Source organism: Paenisporosarcina quisquiliarum (genome assembly GCF_043641925.1).
In the GTDB taxonomy this organism is placed as follows: Bacteria; Bacillota; Bacilli; order Bacillales_A; family Planococcaceae; genus Paenisporosarcina; species Paenisporosarcina quisquiliarum_A.
On sequence record NZ_JBHZRU010000020.1, the window covers coordinates 39,088 to 61,926 of the forward strand.

At 37.6% G+C, this 22,839-nt stretch carries 22 protein-coding genes; 11 read left to right on the forward strand and 11 right to left on the reverse strand.

Translation table 11 applies throughout. The features are described from left to right. Positions 1-81: 81 nt before the first annotated feature. Positions 82-1,122, reverse strand: a complete 1,041-nt coding sequence (gene desA / locus ACHUE4_RS14015; RefSeq protein WP_394191104.1) for a Delta(5) desaturase DesA — start codon at positions 1,120-1,122, stop codon at positions 82-84. 236 nt (positions 1,123-1,358) lie between these two features. On the opposite strand from desA, the gene fumC reads away from it, so the two are divergent. From fumC to ACHUE4_RS14030, 3 genes are all read left to right on the forward strand, one after another. Further along, the gene (gene fumC, locus ACHUE4_RS14020; RefSeq protein WP_394191106.1) at positions 1,359-2,738 is read left to right on the forward strand and encodes a class II fumarate hydratase; all 1,380 of its coding nucleotides are present in this window, start codon (positions 1,359-1,361) and stop codon (positions 2,736-2,738) included. Between the two features lie 17 nt (positions 2,739-2,755). Next, positions 2,756-3,772: an NADP-dependent oxidoreductase gene (locus ACHUE4_RS14025; protein ID WP_394191108.1), complete on the forward strand. Its 1,017-nt coding sequence runs from the start codon at positions 2,756-2,758 to the stop codon at positions 3,770-3,772. Positions 3,773-3,862: 90 nt separating this feature from the next. Further along, positions 3,863-4,186, forward strand: a complete 324-nt coding sequence (locus ACHUE4_RS14030) for a hypothetical protein (protein WP_394191110.1) — start codon at positions 3,863-3,865, stop codon at positions 4,184-4,186. Between the two features lie 624 nt (positions 4,187-4,810). On the opposite strand, the gene ACHUE4_RS14035 is transcribed toward ACHUE4_RS14030, so the two are convergent. From ACHUE4_RS14035 to ACHUE4_RS14050, 4 genes are all read right to left on the reverse strand, one after another. Next, positions 4,811-6,190 (reverse strand): Glu/Leu/Phe/Val family dehydrogenase, encoded by a 1,380-nt coding sequence (locus tag ACHUE4_RS14035; protein ID WP_394191112.1) that lies wholly within the window; start codon positions 6,188-6,190, stop codon positions 4,811-4,813. A gap of 101 nt (positions 6,191-6,291) precedes the next feature. Further along, positions 6,292-6,579, reverse strand: a complete 288-nt coding sequence (locus tag ACHUE4_RS14040) for a hypothetical protein (protein WP_394191114.1) — start codon at positions 6,577-6,579, stop codon at positions 6,292-6,294. 43 nt (positions 6,580-6,622) lie between these two features. Beyond that, the gene (locus tag ACHUE4_RS14045) at positions 6,623-7,063 is read right to left on the reverse strand and encodes a DUF2269 family protein (protein WP_394191116.1); all 441 of its coding nucleotides are present in this window, start codon (positions 7,061-7,063) and stop codon (positions 6,623-6,625) included. A 2-nt stretch (positions 7,064-7,065) separates the two neighbouring features. Then, entirely contained in the window at positions 7,066-7,413 is a 348-nt protein-coding gene (locus tag ACHUE4_RS14050) for an ASCH domain-containing protein (protein WP_394191118.1), read from the reverse strand. 134 nt (positions 7,414-7,547) lie between these two features. On the opposite strand from ACHUE4_RS14050, the gene ACHUE4_RS14055 reads away from it, so the two are divergent. The 4 genes from ACHUE4_RS14055 (at position 7,548) to ACHUE4_RS14070 (ending at position 11,655) form a co-directional block, all read left to right on the forward strand. Further along, a complete protein-coding gene (locus tag ACHUE4_RS14055; protein WP_394191120.1) occupies positions 7,548-8,477 on the forward strand; it encodes a catalase family peroxidase in 930 nt (309 codons plus the stop codon). 462 nt (positions 8,478-8,939) lie between these two features. Then, entirely contained in the window at positions 8,940-9,485 is a 546-nt protein-coding gene (locus tag ACHUE4_RS14060) for a flavodoxin family protein (RefSeq protein WP_394191122.1), read from the forward strand. 146 nt (positions 9,486-9,631) lie between these two features. After that, complete coding sequence (cax, locus tag ACHUE4_RS14065; RefSeq protein WP_394191124.1) at positions 9,632-10,690, forward strand: calcium/proton exchanger; 1,059 nt, start codon at positions 9,632-9,634, stop codon at positions 10,688-10,690. A gap of 140 nt (positions 10,691-10,830) precedes the next feature. Further along, positions 10,831-11,655, forward strand: a complete 825-nt coding sequence (locus ACHUE4_RS14070; RefSeq protein WP_394191126.1) for a squalene/phytoene synthase family protein — start codon at positions 10,831-10,833, stop codon at positions 11,653-11,655. 73 nt (positions 11,656-11,728) lie between these two features. Here ACHUE4_RS14070 and ACHUE4_RS14075 read toward each other — a convergent pair whose 3' ends face one another. Together ACHUE4_RS14075 and ACHUE4_RS14080 are read right to left on the reverse strand one after the other, a co-directional pair. Further along, complete coding sequence (locus ACHUE4_RS14075) at positions 11,729-13,012, reverse strand: ammonium transporter (protein ID WP_394191128.1); 1,284 nt, start codon at positions 13,010-13,012, stop codon at positions 11,729-11,731. A gap of 12 nt (positions 13,013-13,024) precedes the next feature. Then, positions 13,025-13,366, reverse strand: a complete 342-nt coding sequence (locus ACHUE4_RS14080; RefSeq protein WP_394191130.1) for a P-II family nitrogen regulator — start codon at positions 13,364-13,366, stop codon at positions 13,025-13,027. A gap of 259 nt (positions 13,367-13,625) precedes the next feature. Here ACHUE4_RS14080 and ACHUE4_RS14085 point away from each other — a divergent pair, with 259 nt between their 5' ends. Next, positions 13,626-14,345 (forward strand): 3-ketoacyl-ACP reductase, encoded by a 720-nt coding sequence (locus ACHUE4_RS14085; RefSeq protein WP_394191132.1) that lies wholly within the window; start codon positions 13,626-13,628, stop codon positions 14,343-14,345. Positions 14,346-14,482: 137 nt separating this feature from the next. Here the strand turns inward: ACHUE4_RS14085 and ACHUE4_RS14090 are convergent, their stop codons facing one another. The 4 genes from ACHUE4_RS14090 to ACHUE4_RS14105 are packed head-to-tail and all read right to left on the reverse strand — an operon-like array spanning position 14,483 to position 16,958. Beyond that, positions 14,483-14,896, reverse strand: coding sequence for a DUF350 domain-containing protein (locus tag ACHUE4_RS14090; RefSeq protein ID WP_394191134.1), 414 nt, complete (start codon positions 14,894-14,896; stop codon positions 14,483-14,485). Between the two features lies 1 nt (position 14,897). Continuing rightward, entirely contained in the window at positions 14,898-16,187 is a 1,290-nt protein-coding gene (locus ACHUE4_RS14095; RefSeq protein ID WP_394191136.1) for a glutathionylspermidine synthase family protein, read from the reverse strand. Further along, entirely contained in the window at positions 16,184-16,495 is a 312-nt protein-coding gene (locus ACHUE4_RS14100; RefSeq protein WP_394191138.1) for a hypothetical protein, read from the reverse strand. The genes ACHUE4_RS14095 and ACHUE4_RS14100 overlap by 4 nt, the downstream gene beginning before the upstream one ends. Before the next feature lies 1 nt (position 16,496). Next, positions 16,497-16,958: a hypothetical protein gene (locus ACHUE4_RS14105; RefSeq protein ID WP_394191140.1), complete on the reverse strand. Its 462-nt coding sequence runs from the start codon at positions 16,956-16,958 to the stop codon at positions 16,497-16,499. Positions 16,959-17,205: 247 nt separating this feature from the next. Between ACHUE4_RS14105 and ACHUE4_RS14110 the strand changes: the two genes are divergently transcribed. The 3 genes from ACHUE4_RS14110 (at position 17,206) to mbcS (ending at position 22,732) form a co-directional block, all read left to right on the forward strand. Then, entirely contained in the window at positions 17,206-18,429 is a 1,224-nt protein-coding gene (locus tag ACHUE4_RS14110; protein WP_394191142.1) for an alanyl-tRNA editing protein, read from the forward strand. A 92-nt stretch (positions 18,430-18,521) separates the two neighbouring features. Further along, positions 18,522-20,894 carry a PAS domain S-box protein gene (locus ACHUE4_RS14115; protein ID WP_394191144.1) on the forward strand — a complete coding sequence of 791 codons (2,373 nt, stop codon included), beginning with the start codon at positions 18,522-18,524 and terminating at the stop codon, positions 20,892-20,894. Positions 20,895-21,154: 260 nt separating this feature from the next. Beyond that, positions 21,155-22,732: an acyl-CoA synthetase MbcS gene (gene mbcS, locus ACHUE4_RS14120; protein WP_394191146.1), complete on the forward strand. Its 1,578-nt coding sequence runs from the start codon at positions 21,155-21,157 to the stop codon at positions 22,730-22,732. The last annotated feature ends 107 nt before the right edge of the window (positions 22,733-22,839 follow it).

Here is a 22,839-nt window from a genome sequence, read left to right on the forward strand (position 1 = left end):
TTGATACAATCGTACTCTGCTTTTCTAAATAGTATAACAGACAGAAAAACCATTCCATGAGCGGAATGGTTTTCTAAACTCTTATTTTTCTTGAACGCTAGAACGCTGAAGTGTTGTTTTCGTGTTGTTCAGTAAATGTTGAATTTCTTTAAAACCAACGAATGTTTTCTTCGTTTCATCGTATAGACGGAATCGAATTGATTTCAAACTTGTTTTAAGTGTTATGGTTGTTGCTTGGTGAAGTGGTGGTGTTAGTTCATGTGCTTGTTCTAAATTATAATTTGGCACTCGTGGGCTTAAATGATGCACGTGGTGATAGCCAATGTTTCCAGTTAACCATTGAAGTACTTTTGGTAACTTGTAGAATGAGCTACCATCAACTGCTGCTTTCACGTAATCCCATTGATCTTCATCTTCGAAATAAGAATCTTCGAATTGATGTTGAACGTAGAACAACCAAATTCCAAATGAACCAGCTACGATTAAAATCGTACCTTGGATAATCGCGAATGCTGGTAAGCCGATCCACCAAATCATTCCGCCATATAATGCAACAATTGCTGCATTAATGAAATATGTGTTATTGCGTTCTTTAGGACGAGCATCCTTGCGGTTGAAACGGTTAGATACTAAGTATAAAAATAATGGTCCAAGACCAAACATAACGATAGGATTTCGGTATAAACGGTAAGCAAAACGTCTGCCTGGTGATGCTTCGATATATTCATCAACTGTCATAACCCATACATCGCCTGTTCCGCGTTTGTCTAAGTTACTGCTAGTTGCATGGTGAATAGAGTGATCACGTTTCCACTTTTCATATGCAAACAGGGTCATAATCCCTGTGATTGTGCCTAAAATAGCATTTGCTTTTTTGTTTTTAAAGAAGGAACCGTGTGTGCAATCGTGGAAAATGATGAATACACGAACGACGAAACCTGATGCGACAATTGCTAAAGCAATTGTTAAGAAAATGGAGATGTCTAAAGCTTGGTAAGCCAAAAACCATAAAATGAAGAACGGTGGAATCGTGTTAATAATTTGTTTAACACTAGCAGCCGTATCTGACTTTTCAAATTGAGCTACTTGTTTGCGTAATTGCATTGTTTTTTCTTTACTCATAGCGTCCTCCTTGAATATCTGTAATGTTTGAATTTTCATAAATAAATCCTGTTCCTTAATAATAGGCATTAGGAGCAGCTAATAAAAGACACAAACGTCAAGTGAAGAGTATGACAAGTGTCATATAGGTACGGAGTCGGATGGTTTTAATAATTCAGTATAGTGGCGTATGATTTTACTTAAGGTGTGTGGCTTTTAAATAGAAAATACGTAGATAAAGGAAGGAGTTTTTATTCATGGAATTCAGAACTGAAAGAGATTCTATTGGAGAGATTCAAGTACCTGCAGATAAACTTTGGGGTGCTCAAACACAACGAAGTAAAGAAAATTTTGCGATAGGGTCTGAAAAAATGCCAATGGAATTGATTACTGCCTATGCCGTTTTGAAAAAAGCTGCCGCCATCGTTAATCATCAGCTGGGCAACTTATCGGCTATTAAAAAAGATGCCATATGTAAAGCGGCTAATGAAATTATTGAAGGTAAATGGAATGATCATTTTCCTCTTGTCGTTTGGCAAACTGGAAGTGGTACACAAACCAATATGAATGTAAACGAAGTCATTGCTAATCGGGGTAACCAGTTCTTAGTAGAAAATGAAAGTGACGAACGTTTACATCCTAATGATGATGTCAATCAATCTCAAAGCTCAAATGATTCTTTTCCAACAGCCATGCATATTGCAGGTGTCATAGCGGTTAATGAGAATTTATTGCCAAAAATAAAAATATTACATGACACGCTTTCTAACCAAGTGAAAGCTTTTGAATCCATCGTTAAAATCGGCCGAACTCATCTGCAAGATGCAACTCCTTTAACACTTGGTCAAGAAGTGAGTGGCTGGAAACATATGATTGCAAAGTGTGAACAAATGATTCGGGAAAGTCTTGTTCATGTCCAGGAACTTGCCATTGGTGGCACGGCCGTTGGGACGGGGATTAATGCACATCCTGAGTTCGGTGAGCGCGTAGCTAAAGAGATTAGCCAACAAACAGGCTATATATTTACCTCTTCTGAAAACAAATTTCATGCACTGACGAGCCATGACCAATTGGTCTATGTTCATGGGGCAATGAAAGCCTTGGCTGCTGACGTCATGAAAATTGCGAATGACGTACGCTGGTTAGCGAGTGGGCCGCGTAGTGGGATTGGGGAAATTACGATTCCTGCAAATGAACCAGGTAGTTCAATCATGCCTGGTAAAGTGAATCCAACTCAAAGTGAAGCGATCACAATGGTTGCAACTCAAGTTATGGGCAATGATGTGACGATCGGAATAGCTGCTAGCCAGGGGAACTTTGAGTTAAACGTATTCAAACCAGTCATTTTTTATAATTTCATGCAATCTGTTCGATTACTGAGCGATTCCATTGGTAGTTTCCATGATCATTGTGTGGTAGGGATTGAGCCAAACAATGAGCAACTAGAACAGCATATGAATAATTCTTTAATGCTCGTTACAGCTCTAAATCCGCATGTAGGGTATGAAAAAGCTGCAAAAATTGCGAAACTTGCACATGAAAAAGGATTGACATTAAAAGAAGCCGCAATGGAAACCGGGTATTTAACAGAAGAAGAATTCGATCGATTTGTAGATCCGTCGAAAATGGTGAAGTAGTACTGAAGGAAGAAAGGATGAATCCAATGCAAAAACAAATTATATTAAAAAATAGACCAAAAGGAACGCCAACACATAATGATTTTGAGGTAGTAAATGTGCCAATAGCGCAACCAGATTCGGGAGAAGTCTTAATTAAAACAGTCTACATTTCAGTTGATCCATATTTAAGAGGTCGGATGAACGATGCAAAATCATATATTCCATCATTTCAATTGAACGAAGTTCTAACTAGTGGTGTTGTTGGGCAAATTGTAGAATCCAAGTCATCCTTTTTTGAAAAGGGTGATGTTGTCTTAGGGGCACTCGGATGGCAAGAATACTCAATCGCAAATGAAAAATCTGTTAGAAAAATTGATCATTCAATAGCACCAGCTTCAACATATTTAAGTGTGTTGGGGATGACGGGCTTAACCGCATACTTCGGATTATTAGATATTGGAAAACCACAAGCAGGTGAAACAGTGGTTGTTTCTGGAGCAGCTGGTGCAGTAGGCTCTATCGTAGGACAAATAGCCAAAATTAAAGGTGCACATGTCGTTGGAATTGCAGGATCAGACGAAAAAGTGAAGTTCTTACTTGATGAATTAGGTTTTGATGAGGCAATTAATTATAAAACCCAAAATGTGAAAGAAGCATTAAAGGAGGCATGTCCTAATGGAATTGACGTGTACTTCGAAAATGTAGGAGGAGAAATTTCAGACGCGGTCTTCCCGCTACTGAATAATTTTGCGCGAATTCCAGTATGCGGTGCTATTTCTTCTTATAACAATGAACAATTAGACGTTGGTCCTCGTGTTCAAGGTTATTTAATTAAAACAAGTTCACTGATGCAAGGATTTACAATTGGTAACTACTCGTCTCGATATAGTGAAGGGGCAAAAGATTTAGCTACATGGTTGCAAGAAGGTAAGCTCAAATATGAAGAAACGATTACAGAAGGATTCGATCAAACAATTGACGCATTCTTAGCATTGTTTGAAGGTGCAAATATAGGAAAGTCACTTGTGAAAGTTTCAAATATAGATAAATAAAAATGAAACTTAACCGCTCTGGATTTGTATCCGAGCGGTTTTTTGACCAAATAACTTGTGGTTTTGAAACCTTTTTGCAGGAGCATGCGTATGAAGAAGAGAATAGATAGTAAATACTTAATCATGAAGATAGACTTACATAACAAAAGTGGGGGTGGAGAGATGACAGGTACAATTGCAGTTATCATGATTTTTTCAATACCAATTATTGCGATAGTGAGCGATCACTTAAAATCAAACACGAAGCAAAAGGCTAAGATGCTTGCTACGGAACTCGAATTGGAAAAAGTAAAACAGCAAAACTTCATCGCCGAAACAGAAAAAATGCGACTAGAACTCCAGAAAATGCAACTAGATTATGCACATTCAGCAGATCCAATATTGATAGATCTTCAAAAGGAAAAAGCTATTTAATCTAACGTAAACGATAGTGGTTGGCTATTTCTTTCGCTTCCACGGACGAAACGCTTGCCTCCTCAACTCATCTGTTTATGACAGCTGAGCCTGCATGGGTCTAGCGTCTTTCGTTTTTCCGCAGGAGTCTTCAGAAATATCCAACCACTTTCCTGATAAAATAGCTTGCAGAGTCATGCTACGGAAGAGCTTAGAGACTTGAATATGTATCAAAGTGATTGTTTAAGTAAGTATTTAATAATATTTAGCCCATTACAACTTTGGGGAATAGCTATCATAATAGATTCGGCTTCTAACTTTCCTTAATACGACTATAAATTGAAGAAATAGATTCGAAGGTGTATATCCTTTATATGATCGAAGTTGAGAATTAATATATCTACAACGATTTCAGTTGATTGAAATGGAGACGGCGACTCCGAGGGGATCAGCACGAGCTTTAGACCCTGGACTGAGCACCGCGAGGAAAGCGGCTCAAGCCGTGCCCCCCGGAAAGCGTACGTCGCAATGGAAATCAACAGTGCTCCTAAATAGAAAAAAGGCTGTCCCAAGAATCACGAAAAGTGATTCTTGAGACAGTCCTTTTTTTGCTTATGATCTTGTGCAACTGTTTTGCAAAATATATTAATAAAGCTTCCCTTGACGATAAAGCACCGTTGATAGACGCATGACCGAATGGATAAAACAATTTTGACGTAGTGGGAATGGATCCCCAAAATATTGTGGCAAAATCGTATCCATCGTATGTTTCATCTTCGCGATTAGTTGGTTATGAACTTCTTCATCACTGAAGAACTGTGTTTCACGACCTTGAAGCCACTCTAGATAAGAAACAATTACACCACCGGCATTTGCAAGGATATCAGGTAGGATGACGACTCCTTTTTGGCTTAAATAGGCATCAGCTTCTTCAGTTGTCGGAGCATTTGCCCCTTCAACTATAATTCCTGCTTTAATATCGGCTTTATTTCCATCATGTAATTGATTTTCTAATGCAGCTAAGAATAAAACGTCAATATCCATCGTTAAGATATCTTCTCGAGGCTGAATAGTTGCTTTGATACCGGCTGATGTCAATTGTTCTTCAGTGCTTGGTAAATCGCCGCGGTTTGAAGCTGTAAAAGCAACTAATGCTGGAATATCAAGTCCTTCCGCATTATATAGAGTCGCATTCCGATCACTCACCGCAACCACTTTATTTTTTATATAATCGCAATTAAAAGCTTCTAGTGCTGTGACCGAACCTACATTCCCGAAACCTTGGACTGCTACTGTTAATGGGCGATTAGCATATGATAGAGCTGTTTTAGCAAATGGATTTGTCGATACAGATAAATTATTGGCATTCGCATTCAAATAGTCATGCATTAAATAACGGAATGTAAAATATACCCCTTTACCAGTTGCTTCACGACGTCCAAGTGATCCACCGTTTGCGACACTTTTGCCGGTAAAGCTTCCTAAATAAGGTTTGCCGTGATTAATTTTTTTGTATTCTGCCATCATCCAATCCATTTCACGTTCACCTGAACCAACGTCTGGAGCGGGGATGTCTTTATCAGGTCCGATTACATGATTAAAGTATCGAACATATTTAACACAAATTCGGTGCAATTCCTTATCGGAGAAAGATTTAGGATCGACCACGATGCCACCTTTACCTCCACCGAAAGGAACGTTGTGAAGCGCATTTTTTAACGTCATAAGAAATGCTAAGTTCGTAACTTCTTCTTCGTTAACGCTCTCGTGAAAACGGATCCCACCTTTATAAGGTCCTAAAGCGTCATTATGATGAACGCGATAAGAAGGTATCCGGACGACTTCGCCATTTTCTAAAGGCAACCTTAAAAACGATTTATGTATTTGGTTAGGTGTCGATAGAATGGCGTTTAAGGATTTGAAAGCTTTGACCCTCATGTCCTCTTTTAAATCAGGCAAAAACAGTTTATTGTCCATTAATGCATCCAAAGATTGTTGAATAATCGATCTTGTTTGTTCTTCCACTAGTGAAGCACCTCCGCTAAAGTAAGTTCTCTTCTATCTATACCCAAAGAAGACTTCAATAACCAATGATCTTTATCAAATCTAAGCATTTTCAACTCTTTTTAAATCCATTGCTTCTCTTCAACATCAAAATTCTTTTCAGCCCAAGCGATGCCATCGTCTACGGATTCCACTTTGTAATCATCTTGAACATCCCAATTTTGATCACACATGAAAACATAATAGTCGTTTTCTTCTTCATAATGAACAATCGCTAAACTCGTAATTGTTACTTCTGTTGTTGATCCATCATTTTCTTCAAAAAACATCATGCCTAGCTTTTGATCTTCAGGACTTACGGTATGTTTTATGACTAATCCACCGTCCAGTTCTTTTGGTACTTCTTGCATATAAATGCACCTCTTTCTGTTGTAAGTAGCTTGTCCTTTATTTTTACCATAGTGTAGGTTTGATTACCATTAGAGCTAACATTAGTGCAAGTAAACCAATATAAGTCCATGTCGATGTTTTTAATTGTTTGAGTAATAATTGTTTTTCTGAATTCGATTCTTCCAATTTCTTTAGTTTTGGCGAAAATGCACGGGCTAAAAAGAAAATCGAAATGACCATTAACGCAATGGTTGAAAGAATCCAAGGGGTGTTCCAACTCCATGGTCCCATTATAACCAATAGAATGCCTGATCCAACGAGCACGTGACCGGCATGTTTAATTAAACGTACGATAGAACGAAAAATCGAAATGTATGCTTTGTCAGTGTGATCATTAGAATGATGCATTTTACGTATAAGTGAAAATAAAACAAATAGAGGACCAATTGAAACAACGGCACTCAAAACGTGAATGAAAATAATTGCTACATACAACTCGTTCATAATTACTCCCGAACCTGACTAAATTCATGAACCCATACCTTCATAGTAGGTAACCAAGGCATTCCTGGATGATAAGACAAAATGGATTGTTTGTAAGCTTCTACGGAATCATATCCTTCTTGTTGTGCATGTACATCTGTTAGTTCTCCGAGTGATTGATGATAGACTTGATCCACTCTAAACGATTGACCATCTAACACCATAATCTCTCCCACATCCGCATAACGACCATTTCGGCGTGTGGCTGTTTTTTCACCCTTTAATACTTTTTCAATATCAGATTTCATTGTCACTAATTTTTCGATTGAACATGTTTTTGCTGGTAATTGAGTATCGTGTTGATTTGTCATGTGCTTTTCCACCTTTAATTGTAGTTAGTTAACGTGCATTCATGGGTATCTTGTTATAAAGCATGTTATTACATATTGTACACGTGAAAATGATCAGAACCAAATAGCGCATATCTCAAAAAGGGGGAATTTCCATGATTGAAAACACAAATGAGACCGTTTTGGCAAAACAAACGGTCAATCGAATAGAAGAAATAGCAGGGACTTACCCAGGATATCGACGTGCACATGCAAAAGGTGAGATCTATGAAGCTGAATTCTCACCTTCTGGATCAGCTGCTTCGTTTACTACAGCTGAACATTTACAAAACACTAATGTGAAGGCATTTGTTCGCTTTTCAAATGCTTCACCTAATCCGTCGACACCAGATCATCTATCCATCATTAAAGGGATGTCGGTCCAGTTTCACTTACCTTCTGGGGAAATAGCTAATTTAGTAGGTGTTACGATTCCGATTTTTGTAACCAAATCACCACAAACATTTTTTAAGATTTTAAATACAGTTAAATCTTTTAAAGAGGGAAAACCTCATTTAAGAGACATGGTAAAACTATTTGCATCCTATCCGGAAAGTCGAGCGGCAATCCAAATAATTCGCAAACTTGAAAACACAAAAAGTTATGCAACAGCTGCTTATTATGCGATGCATGCATTTTATTTGGTTAATAAAGAAGGGAATCGTGTACCCGTAAAATTCGAATGGATACCTGAAGCTGGGATCGAGACGTTGACCGTAAAAGAAATGGTTGGTTTACCGAAAAACTATTTAGAAAAAGAAATAGAAGATCGACTGGAAAATGAACAAGTGAAGTTTCGATTGGAAATTGTATTAGGTGAACCCGGTGACTTAACCGATGATCCAACAAGAGAGTGGCCAAAAAATCGTAAAAGAATAGATGCGGGAGTTTTATCGATTAAAAGGGTTGCGACTGAAGTTAACGATGATCTCATATTTGATCCTACGGTAGTTCCTAATGGAATTGAGTGTTCGACTGATGAAATCCTATTATTCCGAAAACACGCCTATGCTGTATCTCATGAAAGAAGAAGTAAAGGAGAGTAATACTATAAAATGGACGCCTATCGAAGCTTTTATGGCTTCTGCTATGAGCGGATTCCTAATAAAATGTATTGATAAAAATGTGCTTTCTTAAATATCCTTTTTTGTAATTTTAAATTTATCATTTGTAGTCGCTATTTAATTTGAGATTTTGTTGAGTGTAGCGGAAAGTGGCGACTCCGGCGGGAATAGCGCGTCCAGGAGAGACCCCGCAGTGAGCGTTGCGAATGTTTTTGTATTTGCGACGAGTAATCGCAGGAGCAAGTGAGGAGGCTCACGGACCGCCCGCGGCAAGCGTCCACTTGTAGCGGAACAAGAGAATATTATTTGAACAGTCTGGGATTAATACTACCAATTCCACTTTTACCATATGCTAAATAAAGAAAAAAACTAAATGTCATCTCTTTGGCATATACTAGCAATTGGCATATGTATTTTTATCATTTGCGTAAAGGAGATTAAAATATGAGTATTGCTGTTATATATGGAAGTACACGAGAAAATGGAAATACAGAAGAATTAACAGAAATCGTCATTCAGGATTTGGATGTTGAAAAGATCGTGTTGAGGAACTATGAAATAAAACCCATTCATGATCAACGCCATGAGGACGGCGGATTCTCTCCGATTGAAGATGACTACGACGGTTTAATAGAACGAATGATGAAACATGACACACTGATTTTCGCGACACCTGTTTATTGGTATAGCATGAGTGGGACAATGAAAAACTTCGTGGATCGCTGGTCACAAACGATGCGCGATTCAAATTTCCCCAACTTCAAGGATCAGTTAGGAACAAAAAAAGCGTATGTTATAGCTGTTGGAGGAGATAATCCTCGATTAAAAGGGCTACCGTTGATTCAACAGTTCAATTACATTTTTGAGTTTATGGGCATATCATTCGAAGGGTATGTTTTAGGGAAAGCTAGTCGGCCAGGAGACATTTTAATCGACCAAGTAGCATTTGCTACGGCAACCGATCTAAACTTGAAACTGAAAGATCAATAATCTGCACCAAGTGCTTCGGAGAAAATCCGCTCGGCACTTGGTGTTTTTAAATGTCACATTCACTCAAAATTTCTTCTTTGAATGAAAAGGAGTATTATGAGATAAAATTATTTTTTCAAAAGTTTTTCAAAAGGAGATGAATGTATATGATCAATCGAATATTTACGATTCTGGTTTTTGTAGGAGTTCCATTAACAGTTGTAGCTTCTATCATGCATTGGTCCAGTATCACGATGTTTGTTATTTGTTCTGTCACGATCATTGCGATATCTAGTTTTATGGGACGAGCAACGGAATCGTTAGCCATTGTTAGTGGTCCGAGAATTGGTGGATTATTAAACGCGACATTTGGTAACGCGGTCGAACTAATTATATCTATATTTGCTTTGCAAGCAGGTCTTATTGGGGTCGTGTTAGCTTCGTTAACAGGTTCTGTCCTTGGGAACTTACTTTTAGTTGGAGGCTTGTCTTTCTTCTTAGGTGGCGTTAAGTTTAAACGTCAAAAGTTCAGTATTCATGATGCGCGACACAATTCAGGTCTATTAGTTTTTGCAGTAATTGTAGCATTTGTCATTCCAGAAATTTTTTCGATGTCCATGAATGAAGAGAAGACGTTACAAATGAGTGTGGGAATTTCAATTATCATGATTGTCTTATACTTAGCTGGGTTATTTTTTAAACTGGTTACGCACCGCGGAGTCTATGTGCATGATGAACCGACGCTGGATGGTGAACATGAAGAACCAGAGTGGTCTAAAAAGAAAGCCTTAGGAATTTTACTTCTATCTACAATCGCTGTTGCATATGTATCTGAAAACTTAGTTCATACGTTTGAAGCGGTAGGGGAACAGTTTGGTTGGTCTGAGTTATTTATTGGTGTCATTATTGTAGCCATTGTAGGTAATGCTGCGGAACATTCATCAGCCATATTAATGGCGATGAAAAACAAAATGGATGTTGCAGTAGAAATTGCAATTGGCTCTACTTTGCAAATTGCGATGTTTGTAGCACCTGTTTTAGTTCTTATTTCTTTATTCATGCCAACAGCAATGCCTTTGGTTTTCACAGTTCCAGAATTAGTGGCCATGGCTACGGCGGTTTTACTAACCATTAGTGTTTCGAATGATGGAGAATCCAACTGGTTTGAAGGGTTAACATTGCTAGCTGCGTATCTAATTATGGGGATTGGGTTTTATTTATTGTAATTATCGGTCTCTTATGTCATAAGTCCCTAGTTTAGTGAATTTTCTATTTTTTGTCGTTTTACAACTGAAACTTGATGTATGATAGAAGAACAAAAAGTGGTCATACTTGTACACTGAGAGCTGAACGGGAGGAAAAGAATATGAACGAAGCGGTTGTCTTACATCGAGAAGCAATGGACATGTTAAAGCAAACAAGCAGAACGTTTTTTATTCCAATCAATTTCTTAGAACCTACTCTGCGTAAAACAGTGGCGTCAGCCTATCTGTGTATGCGTGCGATTGATGAAATTGAAGATCATCCTAGTATGTTAGCTGAGACAAAACGGCACTTACTTACATCTATTAGTACAAGCTTAAAAACTACATTTGATCCTGAGGTGTATCGCGCATTAATTCAACCTTATCGCCATATTCTGCCTGATGTTACCCAAAGGCTTGCAGATTGGATTTTACTTTGTCCACCAGAGGTTGTAGGTAAAGTCAAAGAATCGACTGGAATTATGGCCGAAGGTATGGCTAAGTGGGTAGACCAAGAGTGGAAAATTCGTACAAAAGAAGATTTAGACGACTATACGTATTATGTAGCGGGATTAGTGGGTTGCATGCTATCGGATTTATGGAAATGGCATGATAATACAGAGACTGATCGAGAGAAAGCAATTGCATTTGGACGAGGCTTGCAAGCGGTGAATATTCTTCGAAATCAGGATGAAGATTTCGAGCGTGGGGTTCGTTTCTTACCAGATGGCTGGGATCGAGATGATCTGTTCAGTTATGCGAAGCAAAATTTATCGATGGGTAGCGATTATGTAAAAGATATTAATAACCGTGGAATTACAATGTTTTGTAAAGTCCCACTCGCTCTTGCGAATAGTACATTAAAAGCTATGAAAATCGGTCGTGAAAAAATTTCGAGAAATGAAGTTGAATCGATTGTTGCTGAATTAGAAAGCCAACATTCATAAGATAATGCCAGAGATTTTATTTAGAGGGTTTTTAAAAACCCTTTAAATTAATCTCTGGCATTTTTGTTGTAGATTAACGGACTTGAATTGATTTACCGAGCTGAGTTAGACGTGAAGCGAAATCTTCTGAACGAGTTGGGGCACCTCTTAATACATCATGTATTTCATAAGCGTTTGTCCCGTGTTCAGCATAATCTAGTCCCATCTTTTCTTCTTCCTTTGAAACACGGAGTGAAGTGAATAGTCGTATGACATATAGGCTTCCTCCAACTGTTATGAAAGTCCAACCAACAATGGCCGCTATACCAATTAGTTGAATGCCAAAAATGCTGAGTCCACCACCATACAAGGCTCCATTTGTTGTGTCAAATAAACCTACGGCAAGCGTACCCCAAATCCCACCGATACCATGGACAGAAATAGCGCCTACAGGGTCATCAATTTTAAGTTTGACATCAAAAAAGCGAATACTTTCAGTCATGATAACTCCCGCAATTAATCCGATTGTAATTGCGCCTAATAATGAAACATTTGCACATCCGGCTGTGATTCCGACAAGCCCACTTAACGCACCGTTTAGAGTTAAGGATCCATCAATTTGTTTGTATCTAAGCTTTGTGTGCAAGGCGGTAGATAACACGGCTGCAGAGGCTGCGAGAAGTGTGTTTGCAATAACGAGTGGAACTAGAGTTGAATCAGCTGCTAAAGTACTTCCTCCATTAAAACCAAACCAACCTAACCACAGAATGAAGACACCTAAAGCGCCAAGCGGGATGCTGTGTCCAGGGATAACATGAACGATTTTACCGGAATATTTTCCGAGGCGTGGACCAATCATCCACGCGGCAACTAATGCGCCGACAGCTCCTGTTAAATGAACGACGGAAGATCCGGCGAAGTCAATGAAGCCTAATTCTGTAAGCCAACCGCCTCCCCAAACCCAATGTCCAACTACTGGGTAGATGAATCCTGTCATGGCAATAACAAGGAGGAGGTAGGAAGATAATTTCATGCGTTCAGCGACAGCTCCTGAAATAATGGTTGCGCATGTTGCTGCAAAAACTGCTTGGAAAACAAAGAAACCAATATCTTCACGGCCTAATAATGCAAACCCTTCCGTTCCTATGAGTCCAAAAGTAGATGGGCCGAACATGAATGCAAAACCAACAATAAAGTAAAGCGCTGAACCAATCGAGACAGTCAATAAATTTTTCATTAGAATATTAACGGTGTTTTTTGATCGAGTGAATCCAGTTTCAACCATGGCAAAACCTGCGTGCATAAAAAATACTAAAATAGCTCCCATCATCATCCAAATCATGTCTACAGAACTTTGTACAGCTTCGATTGATTCCATTCGTTTTCCTCCTCAATATACGGCGACAACGCCGCGTTCCTTTGTTCGAATACGTATCGCTTCATCTACGGGTAAAATAAAGATTTTCCCATCACCAACCTCACCGGTTGCTGCATATTCCAAAATTGCATCAACAATTGGTTCCACCAAATGATCGTCTACAATCATTTCCAATTTCAATTTTGCAGAAAACTCCATTTCGTATACATTCCCACGAAAAAGACCTGTGCGGCCCTCTTGTCTACCGCATCCAGCAATCTCTGTAACAGATAATCCATCAATTCCCTCTAGAGCTAATGCTCTACGAACATCTGCAAACACATCTGGACGAATAATTGCTTCAATTTTCTTCATATTTTTTAAGCTCCCTTCTTTTATTCTTAATATATGTTAGGTTTCCTAACATGATAATTTAAAAATACAAATAAATCAAACTATTTTTAAAATTCGTGTAAGTTTTTCTGACATGAAGGTTTCCGCAGTGATTTTTTACATAAGCAATATTCTTTTAAGAAAATTTTTCATCGGTTATACTAAGGAGGTTTTTAAGAGGTTTACGTATCACTTTCACAGCAATATATTTGTAATTTTATTGAAAGAGGAGGCAATACATTTGGCTACATCATTAATAGGGAAAAATGCGATCATTACGGGAGCAGGACGAGGGATTGGCTATGCCGTTGCTATAGCTTTAGCTCAAGAAGGTGTGAATGTTGGACTTATCGCTCGTTCAAAAGAACAATTGGAAAAAGTCGTTAAAGAAGTAGAGGCTCTTGGTGTGAAGGCCGCTTTCGCAGTTGCAGATGTTTCCAAAAATGAGGATGTTACAAAGGCAACTGAATTCATAACAAATGAACTGGGTACCATCGATGTACTGATTAATAATGCTGGAATTGCAAAATTCGGGAATTTTATGGACTTAGAGATTAATGAGTGGGAAAAAATCATTCAAGTTAACTTAATGGGAGTTTATTATGTAACTCGTGCTGTTTTGCCTGGGATGATTGAACAAAAATCTGGAGACATTATTAATATTTCTTCTTCAGCTGGACAAAAAGGTGCACCAATAACTAGTGCTTACAGTGCTTCGAAATTTGGAGTCCTCGGTATTACAGAATCGTTAGCAATGGAAGTGCGTAAGCATAATATTCGAGTAACTGCGTTGACACCAAGTACTGTCGCAACCGATTTAGCCATTGATAATAATTTAACTGATGGTAATCCTGATAAAGTGATGCAACCGGAAGACATTGCTGAGTTTATTGTGTCGCAATTGAAATTAAATAAACGAATTTTCATCAAAGAAGCGGGACTATGGTCTACAAACCCGTAGATTTAAATAAGTAATGACCAAAAAAGCCGTATCCTTTTAGGTTAATTCCTAAAGGATACGGCTTTACTAATTACTGTGGTGTGCTAAACAGAGCTGTAAAAAGTAGAGTCCAAGAAACTCGAGATTCTTTTCTTTTATTAGTAAGTTAAGCTAGCTGCAACTAAAATTCCGACAACTATTGCAGCTGAGAAAAGGCTAAAACCAATGGCTTTGTTTCCTTTTTCAACTTCATCAGCTAAGTGCATTTTAGGTGTTAATACAAATTCGATGATCCAGTAAGCTATTACCTGAGTAGCTATTCCGACCAATCCCCAAAGAAAGGCATCTAATAAATTCACGCTATCTGCCCAAACAGTATAGATAACAATCGCTAAACCAATTGCTTTACCCCAAAGTTTTAAAGCGACCGCAATGTTTCCTTCTTGAATCAATTTAAGCTCAGAAAATTTTGTTGTAAATGCAAAAGCTGTTAAACCCAAAAACATTAACCCAATTCCAGTACCAAAGTGTGCTAAAAAACTACCTATTGCATCTAATGTCAATATTGACATATTAATCATCCTCTCTATCTTTTCGTTGAATTCCTACTGGTAAAAAATATGATTCGTTGTTTGTGATTTCACTTCCTGCTCGTATTCCTATAGCACCAGCTGATTTATTTATCAAGAAACACCCAACCATGAGATGAGCTTCTTTCGTTCCTTTAGTGGTTGTTATATTGGAAACGGGAAGTGGACAAAATTCTTGAAATATCGGTAAAGTATCACTGTACGTTTTCATTGTTTCTTCCATAGTTAAATTACCTAAGCCATTGAAAATTTCTACTGTATCACCCTCACGACCAAAACAAGGTTTTTTTACAAAAGGTTTTTGGCGTTCAATAAAAACATCAGGCTCTAAATAAGTGGGGAGAAAATATTGTTGTATAATAGCGTGCTCTGAGTCTGTGAAAAAATTTTGTTCTTCATGTAATCCCCATATTAGTGCTTGAACTGCTTTTGATTGAAGTAAAAAAGCGGATGGTGGGTTAAGGATGCTCAGATGTCCTTGCTCAACGAATTTCATTAAAGCTTGACCGACATCATCTCCAGATATTGGATCCTTATCGTTCACCAAATGTTCTACTGGGTAAGTTTGACGATACAAAATATCAATTCGCTCACCGAGTGGTGTATACAAACCCGCTTGAAGAATATCTCCATCTTCCGTTACGTCATCAGTGACTATTCGTAAATTGTCCAAGCTTACATATTCAGAAGGTAAATCTAGTTGTTCTTGCAGGTAACGGGTCGTCCATTTGTCTTCAATGTGATCATCATGTGACGTAAAGACAATCTTGGGTGTACCAGGTTTATTTAAAGCTACCCAGCTAGATGCAATGGCTTTTCTCATTTCCATATGTAAAAGCTGTGTACATTCTTCATTTGGGTTTTCTAAGTCGAAATGTCTGCAAATATAAGAATTTGCGTGGAACGTTTCCTTTATGAAAGTGGGCGTATCTGCATTGAATTCAAGAAGCTTAATGGATGACCCGTTTATGACAAAATCGAGTCTCCCAATAATGTATTCCTGAGGAATACATTTCACTTTGATATAGGCAAGTGTTTCCTTTGGAAAGCCTAATTGCAATAACGTTGAATCCTCAAGTGTCCGAAGAAGAGGTGCTATCTTTTCGAAAATAAGTCCGACTTCTCTTGCAGCCTGTCGAACATTCTCCCAATATTCTTCTGTTTGCACATGAATATCTAATAAAGCATATTCTTCTTTTTCTAAATCGGGATAAAAATAAGGGATTTCGCTATATACATGATTTCTTACTTTAGAAAATGAAGAGTTAATCACCCTCCAAATCCTCCTTTAGTGCCGCTTCCTATACCGGATTTGTAGCTTGAAATATGGCTAGAGTACCCGCTTGATTTCTTAAATGCACTTTTACTGCTAAACATATTGCCAAGGAAGTAATAACCTCCATAATGAGCAGAGCGTGTGTCATCGCAATAATACGTTCCTTCGTCATCATCCCATTCCCAGTCATCGCAATCATAGCCTGTTGGTTCGTCTTGATTAGTTTCATTTTGACTGCAGCCAGTCATGCCTAGTGCTAAAATAGATGTGGCTACTCCTGCCATTAGCTTTTTGGTTTTACTCATCTTAATATCCCTCCAATTTGTAACCAGTTTTAATCATATAAAGTACATATACAAGGCGATCCTCATCGATCTCTGCAGAGTCACGTTCCCATTCCATCTGATCGAAATACAAGTAAACACTTCCGATTTGGCTCAGAATCTCCAAATGTTGATCGAATTCATGTTTCTGAATGATTGGGTGGTTTTCTCTTAAATTAAATTCGCGAATTTCTAAAGTGAGTCTACCATTCAAATTAAATACTTCTTTTTCTTTTTCGGATTCTTCTACTTTCTTTACATAGATCAAATGTAGATTTTCTTCAATTGCTGAAGAAGTTTGTTGATACGTAATTCCATCCTTTACAAAGAACTCGCATTCTCTACGAGTGAGTATTTGATCGAGTTCAATTGAATCGTAATGAAAAAGTGGTTCAAAAGAGTGTAGACCTTTGTACAATCGGTATTCTAATGAGGCTGTTGCCAACTCTATATCATCCTTTCATTCATGCAAAATATAATACGATTGAAGAATGTTAAAGTTTCAATCACATTCACACTTTTCCAAGCGTCACTAGGTAAACACTAGAAAGAGTAAATGATAAGAAGTGACTTGGCAAAAACAAGCATAATTCATTATCTAATTATTTTAGTTAAATTCATATATTTTTCTGACATGATACGAAAAAAAAGATTACAATATAAGGAAATGATGAGCGGGAGGAAGTTGGGAAATGGAACACAAATTATACTATCAAGATGCATACATTGAACATTTTTCTTCACGCGTAAAAGAACAACACCATGATTTAGAGGGAAACTGGTATGTAACGCTCGAGCAAACAGCTTTCTATCCAACTGGTGGGGGTCAACCTCATGATATCGGATTTATAAATGAAGAGTTGGTTACGAACGTGGAAGAAATCGATGGCGAAATTCGACACTATATTCAAAATCCGGTCTTTACTAATCGTATTGAAATTGAAGGGAAAATCGATTGGATAAGACGCTACGATTTTATGCAACAGCATGCTGGGCAACATGTGCTAACAGCTGCTTTTGTTGAACTTTTTGATATTCAAACAACCAGTTTCCACTTAGGCGAAGAAACAGTAACGATAGACTTGAATTGTTCTGAAATTGACGAGGCTCAATTATTGGCTACCGAAGAGTTGGCTAATCGAATTATAATGGAAAACCGCCCAATTAAGACCAAGTGGGTGACGAAGGAACAACTGGAGCAATATCCTCTTCGTAAAAAAGTGAAAGTGGATCAAGATATTCGACTAGTGATTATTCCTGAATTTGACTACAACGGATGTGGCGGGACGCATCCACGTAATACCGCTGAAATTGCCATGTTAAAAATATTGAAAGTTGAAAAACAAAATGGTCAAATACGTATTCATTTTGTGTGTGGAAATCGTATTCGAAAACAACTACACAAAAAACAAAAAGCGGTTTTAGAAATGATCCATTTATTAAGTTCGTCTGAAGAGAAATTAGGAGATACGGTTAAAGTTCTGCTGAATCAGAAAAAGGCACTAGAGAAACAGTTGGCGGAGAAACAACAGCTTCTAATCGAGTTTGAATCAAGAGAATTGGTTGAATCTCAGCAACAGGCTTTTCCTTTAATTCATGCACAATATCATGATAGGTCCATTCAAGATTTGCAAAAGCTTGCTCAACTTGTGGTGGCGGAGTCCCCAAGTGTTATTGTTTTACTCATTGCGAGAAATGAGCAACGACTGCAAGTGGTGTTAGGTCGTGGTCGAAAATTGAATGTGAATTTGAAAGAGGTTTTATCCGAAATCTTACCTTTAATTAATGGAAAAGGTGGAGGCTCGGAAAGCTTTGTACAAGGCGGAGGAATTGATGAGATGGACGTTGTATTATTCGAAGAGATGTGCGTCAATCTGTTAAAAAATCACTTAGTTAAGTCAAATGAAAACGTTTAAAAAAGTAATATAGAAATATGCGATGAAATATGGTATGAATGTGTAAAGAAAAACGGTTTGGAAGTTGAGTTATGGAGGAGGTCATCCACTTCATGTGGGAATTGGTGTCGTTAGACATGTACCAAACCTTTATTGAAAACAGTCCTGATGCAATTGTATTGATCCCATTAAACGGAGATGCAATTGAAATGAATCAAGCTGTATATCATATGTTTGGTTATACAAAAGAAGAGTTGAAATCAAAAAAATTCTCGGATATGTTACTTCCCACTCACATGGAGATGGTGATGAAGCAAATTGAGCTTGCTTCACAAGGGACTAGCAATACGTTTAAAGCAGAAGCCCAACATAAAAATGGGAATTTGTTTCACATTCAAGTAACCTTAAATCCTTTAATAGAAGAGGGACTAGTAAAAGGTGTTTTTTGTGTTGCTCGGAACATGACAGAGCTTGTTAATATGAGGGAAACTTTAAATGAAACGACGGACCGACTAAGTGCCTTGTTTGAATCCACAGCGGATGCGATTGAAATTCTTGATTTAGATGGACATGTAATTGATGTCAATCCGGCTTTTGAAGGATTGTACGGATGGTCTATTGATGAAATTAAAGGTGAATTTTTGCCGACTATTCCGCAAAACAGATTTTTGGAAGCCAAAAGCTTAATTGAACAAATTAAGGCAGGCGACCCTGTCGTTCAATATGAAACGGTTTGTGTAAAAAAGAATGAGGAAACACTAGAAATTAGTCTTACTTTGTCACCTATACATAATAAAAACGGCGATCTTGTAGGGTTTTCAGGAATCACTCGAGATATTTCCAAGCGAAAAAATCTTGAACGCTTATTAAAAATTAGTGAAGAACGATATCGGAAATTGGTTGAACTGTCTCCAACAGGTATAGTGGTGCATCGAAATAATGAAATATTGTATGCAAATGATGCTGTACAGAAATTATTTGCAGTAGACAATGCTGTAGGAAGTTCTATTTTTGATTACATCCATCCTCGTTTTCAAGAATTTACTGAGTCACGATTATCTCGTATAGCAGAAGGTTCTCCAATTGAATTTGTTAATTTGAAGTTAGTTCGAAAAGATGGCGAACATCTATACGCAAATATTGGGACTATGAAAATACCTTATGACAATGAAACAGCCTATTTAGCGATGTTCCATGATGTAACTGAGTATAAAAAAATGAAAAGAGACTTACAAGAGAGTCGAAATTCTTATAGTGAATTATTGAAAATGTCTCCACTACCTATTTATGTTCAGTGTGATGGCATTATCAAATATATGAACGAAGCAGGCGCAAAAGCATTGGGCTTTAACCATCCAAAAGAATTAATTGGTAAGTCCATTTTAAATTACTATCATCCCGATTCTCGTAAAAACGTAGAAGAGCGTATGATTCGTGCATTCAAAAATGGGTTTGATGAAGATGATCGTTTTGAGCATCAAATGATTCGAGCAAATGGTACAGAATTTACAACTGAGGTGTCGGCCACTGTTACTAAATTCTTTGGGTCGCCAGCCATACAAGTAATTTTTAGAGATATTACAGAACGTAAACAAGCAGAGGAAGCTCTTCGTGCAAGCGAAGAAAATTATCGGTTGATGGCAGATAACATGACTGACTTAGTCTCGATTGTTGATGAGTCAGGTCTTATGAGATATGCTTCACCATCTCATGCTGCTGTTCTCGGACACTCGCCTGATTTTTATTTAGGCAAGAGTGCTTTTGAAGTTGTTCATCCCGAGGATTTACCCTATATGATGTCAGAGTTTGAACAAATTCTTCGTTCCAATGAAAGTCGAGTTGCTGAATTTAGACATAAACATGCAGATGGTAGCTGGATATGGGTAGAGGCAAAAGGGAAAATATTTATGGATCAAAAAACATCTGAAAGACGGATTATTATCGTTTCTCGGGATGTAATGGAAAGAAAAGCCTTACAAGAAAAACTAAATCATATGGCTTATCATGATGCATTGACTGATTTACCGAATCGAATGTATTTCCAAGATAAAGTGGAAGAAACCATAAAGCATAGTGTGAAAAATAATGAGAAGTTTGCCTTGTTATATATGGACTTGGATAAGTTTAAGGATATTAATGACCAATATGGACATGCGATTGGCGATCAGGTATTAATTCAATTTGCTGAAAAAGTGCAAACTTGTTTAAGGAAAACAGACACGATTGCTCGACAAGGCGGAGATGAATTTACTTTATTAATACCAAATATTAATGCAGAAAATGATGCTGTTGTCTGTGCTGAGCTAATTTTAGAGTTATTTGATGAACCGTGGGAAGTTAGGGGTCATTTAATTCAAACATCTACGAGCATTGGAATAGCCTATTATCCGCAGACTGGAAACGATTATATTGAAATTTTAAAACACGCGGACATGGCGATGTATGATTCGAAACAACAAGGAAAAAACAGAATGAGCATCAGTTAAATGTTTTATTAGAAAAATAAATAAAAGAAAAAACGCTTTAAATAGTTAGATTTAAGATGGATTAGCCTCCTTAAAATCAAACTTTTTGAGCGTTTTTTATTACAATAGACTCAGATTGTTTAATTATTAGAAAATTCAGTTGACTACTAAACTTGTAAACGTTTACAATCAAAGAGTTATTTCATAATAAGAATTAAATTGAGCGAACGCTCAGTCGAAGAACAATACTCAAAGTTTATCATGATTGGGAGGAATGGAAATTGACTTTCGAAAATTTACTAGCACCCGAACAATATAATATAACTTCAGAATTAGAACAGTACAAAAATGATGATACACGCTTAGCTATTCGTTGGATTGATGATGCGGATAAAAGAAGAGATATTTCATACAAAGAGTTAATTGAAAAAACGAATCAATATGCACAAGCCTTACTAAAACTTGGAATTAAAAAAGGTGACCGCTTAATGATCATTCTTCCAAGAATTCCGGAGGCATACATGACATACCTAGCTTGTTTAAGAGCAGGGATTGTCGCTATTCCATGTTCAGAAATGTTGCGAAAAAAAGATTTACTATATCGCATGCATCATTCGGGAGCTAAAGGAATCGTTGCACACTACAAAACGACTGCTGAAACGAACTCTATTGATGAAGATGTAGAAGCTTTACATAATAAGTTGATCGTTGGAGGAAAAGAAGACGGCTGGCAATCTTTTGAAGAGTTGGTGGAACACGAAAGTACATCTTTTGAAGCTGTAGACACACATCGCGAAGATATGGCATTTCTATCTTATACCTCCGGTACAACTGGAAATCCTAAAGGCGCCGTGCATGTTCATGGATGGGGATATGCTCACGTTCGTACAGCTGCCACTCAATGGTTAGGTGTTAAAAGTGGAGATATCGTTTGGGCAACGGCAGCACCTGGTTGGCAAAAATGGATTTGGAGTCCTTTCTTATCGACTATAACGTTAGGCGCGACTGCATTAGTTTATAATGGTGCATTCGATCCTCTTAAGTATTTAAGTATTTTAAAAGAAGAAAAAGTGAATGTTTTGTGCTGTACACCAACTGAATATCGAATTATTGCCAAAGTTGAAAACTTGAATACGTATGAATTAAAAGATCTGCGAAGTGCTGTGTCTGCTGGTGAACCGCTAAATAGACAAGTCATTGAAGCTTTCCAAAACGCATTTGGTGTTAATGTTCGAGACGGCTATGGTCAAACTGAAAATACATTACTAGTTGGAACTCTTCAAAACATGGAAGTGAAGCCCGGTTCAATGGGGAAACCTACGCCAGGAAACCCGGTCGATATTATTAATGAAGATGGTGTTTCAACTGCTGTAGGTGAAGTTGGAGACATCGCTGTTCACAGAAGCTGTCCTGCTTTATTCAAAGAGTATTACCGTGACCCTGAACGTACAAATGCGGCGTTCCGTGGAGACTGGTATTTAACGGGTGACCAAGCTTCTAAAGATGAAGATGGCTACTTCTGGTTTGAAGGACGTAGTGATGATATTATCATAAGTTCGGGTTATACGATTGGACCATTTGAAGTGGAAGATGCACTAATGAAACATAGTGCGGTTCAGGAATGTGCAGTTGTAGCAGCTCCGGATGAAATTAGAGGGAATGTAGTTAAAGCTTATATTGTGTTGCGTGACTCTAGTGCAGTTGGAGATAAAGAAGCATTGATTAAAGATTTGCAAAATCATACAAAAGAAATCACAGCTCCATATAAATATCCTAGAATTATAGAATTTTTAGATGAGCTACCAAAAACAGCTTCAGGCAAAATTCGTCGAGTCGAGCTACGAAAATTTAATTCTTAAAAGTTAGCCAGGCATTCTCGAAAGTTGAGATGTCTGGTTTTTGAATATATTTAAGAGTGAAATTTCACTAATTAGAAAAATGTGGAATTAAATTATTTTGTCGAATT

Coding starts and splice junctions, on each gene's coding strand:
- ACHUE4_RS14080 (WP_394191130.1), bottom strand. CDS start 13,366: ATGAAGAAAATTGAAGCAATTATTCGTCCAGATGTGTTTGCAGATGTT.
- ACHUE4_RS14060 (WP_394191122.1), top strand. CDS start 8,940: ATGAGTATTGCTGTTATATATGGAAGTACACGAGAAAATGGAAATACA.
- ACHUE4_RS14045 (WP_394191116.1), bottom strand. CDS start 7,063: ATGAACGAGTTGTATGTAGCAATTATTTTCATTCACGTTTTGAGTGCC.
- ACHUE4_RS14025 (WP_394191108.1), top strand. CDS start 2,756: ATGAATCCAATGCAAAAACAAATTATATTAAAAAATAGACCAAAAGGA.
- desA (WP_394191104.1), bottom strand. CDS start 1,122: ATGAGTAAAGAAAAAACAATGCAATTACGCAAACAAGTAGCTCAATTT.
- ACHUE4_RS14055 (WP_394191120.1), top strand. CDS start 7,548: ATGATTGAAAACACAAATGAGACCGTTTTGGCAAAACAAACGGTCAAT.
- cax (WP_394191124.1), top strand. CDS start 9,632: ATGATCAATCGAATATTTACGATTCTGGTTTTTGTAGGAGTTCCATTA.
- ACHUE4_RS14030 (WP_394191110.1), top strand. CDS start 3,863: ATGAAGAAGAGAATAGATAGTAAATACTTAATCATGAAGATAGACTTA.
- ACHUE4_RS14050 (WP_394191118.1), bottom strand. CDS start 7,413: ATGACAAATCAACACGATACTCAATTACCAGCAAAAACATGTTCAATC.
- ACHUE4_RS14070 (WP_394191126.1), top strand. CDS start 10,831: ATGAACGAAGCGGTTGTCTTACATCGAGAAGCAATGGACATGTTAAAG.
- ACHUE4_RS14115 (WP_394191144.1), top strand. CDS start 18,522: ATGTGGGAATTGGTGTCGTTAGACATGTACCAAACCTTTATTGAAAAC.
- fumC (WP_394191106.1), top strand. CDS start 1,359: ATGGAATTCAGAACTGAAAGAGATTCTATTGGAGAGATTCAAGTACCT.
- ACHUE4_RS14090 (WP_394191134.1), bottom strand. CDS start 14,896: ATGTCAATATTGACATTAGATGCAATAGGTAGTTTTTTAGCACACTTT.
- ACHUE4_RS14075 (WP_394191128.1), bottom strand. CDS start 13,012: ATGGAATCAATCGAAGCTGTACAAAGTTCTGTAGACATGATTTGGATG.
- ACHUE4_RS14100 (WP_394191138.1), bottom strand. CDS start 16,495: ATGAGTAAAACCAAAAAGCTAATGGCAGGAGTAGCCACATCTATTTTA.
- ACHUE4_RS14040 (WP_394191114.1), bottom strand. CDS start 6,579: ATGCAAGAAGTACCAAAAGAACTGGACGGTGGATTAGTCATAAAACAT.
- ACHUE4_RS14110 (WP_394191142.1), top strand. CDS start 17,206: ATGGAACACAAATTATACTATCAAGATGCATACATTGAACATTTTTCT.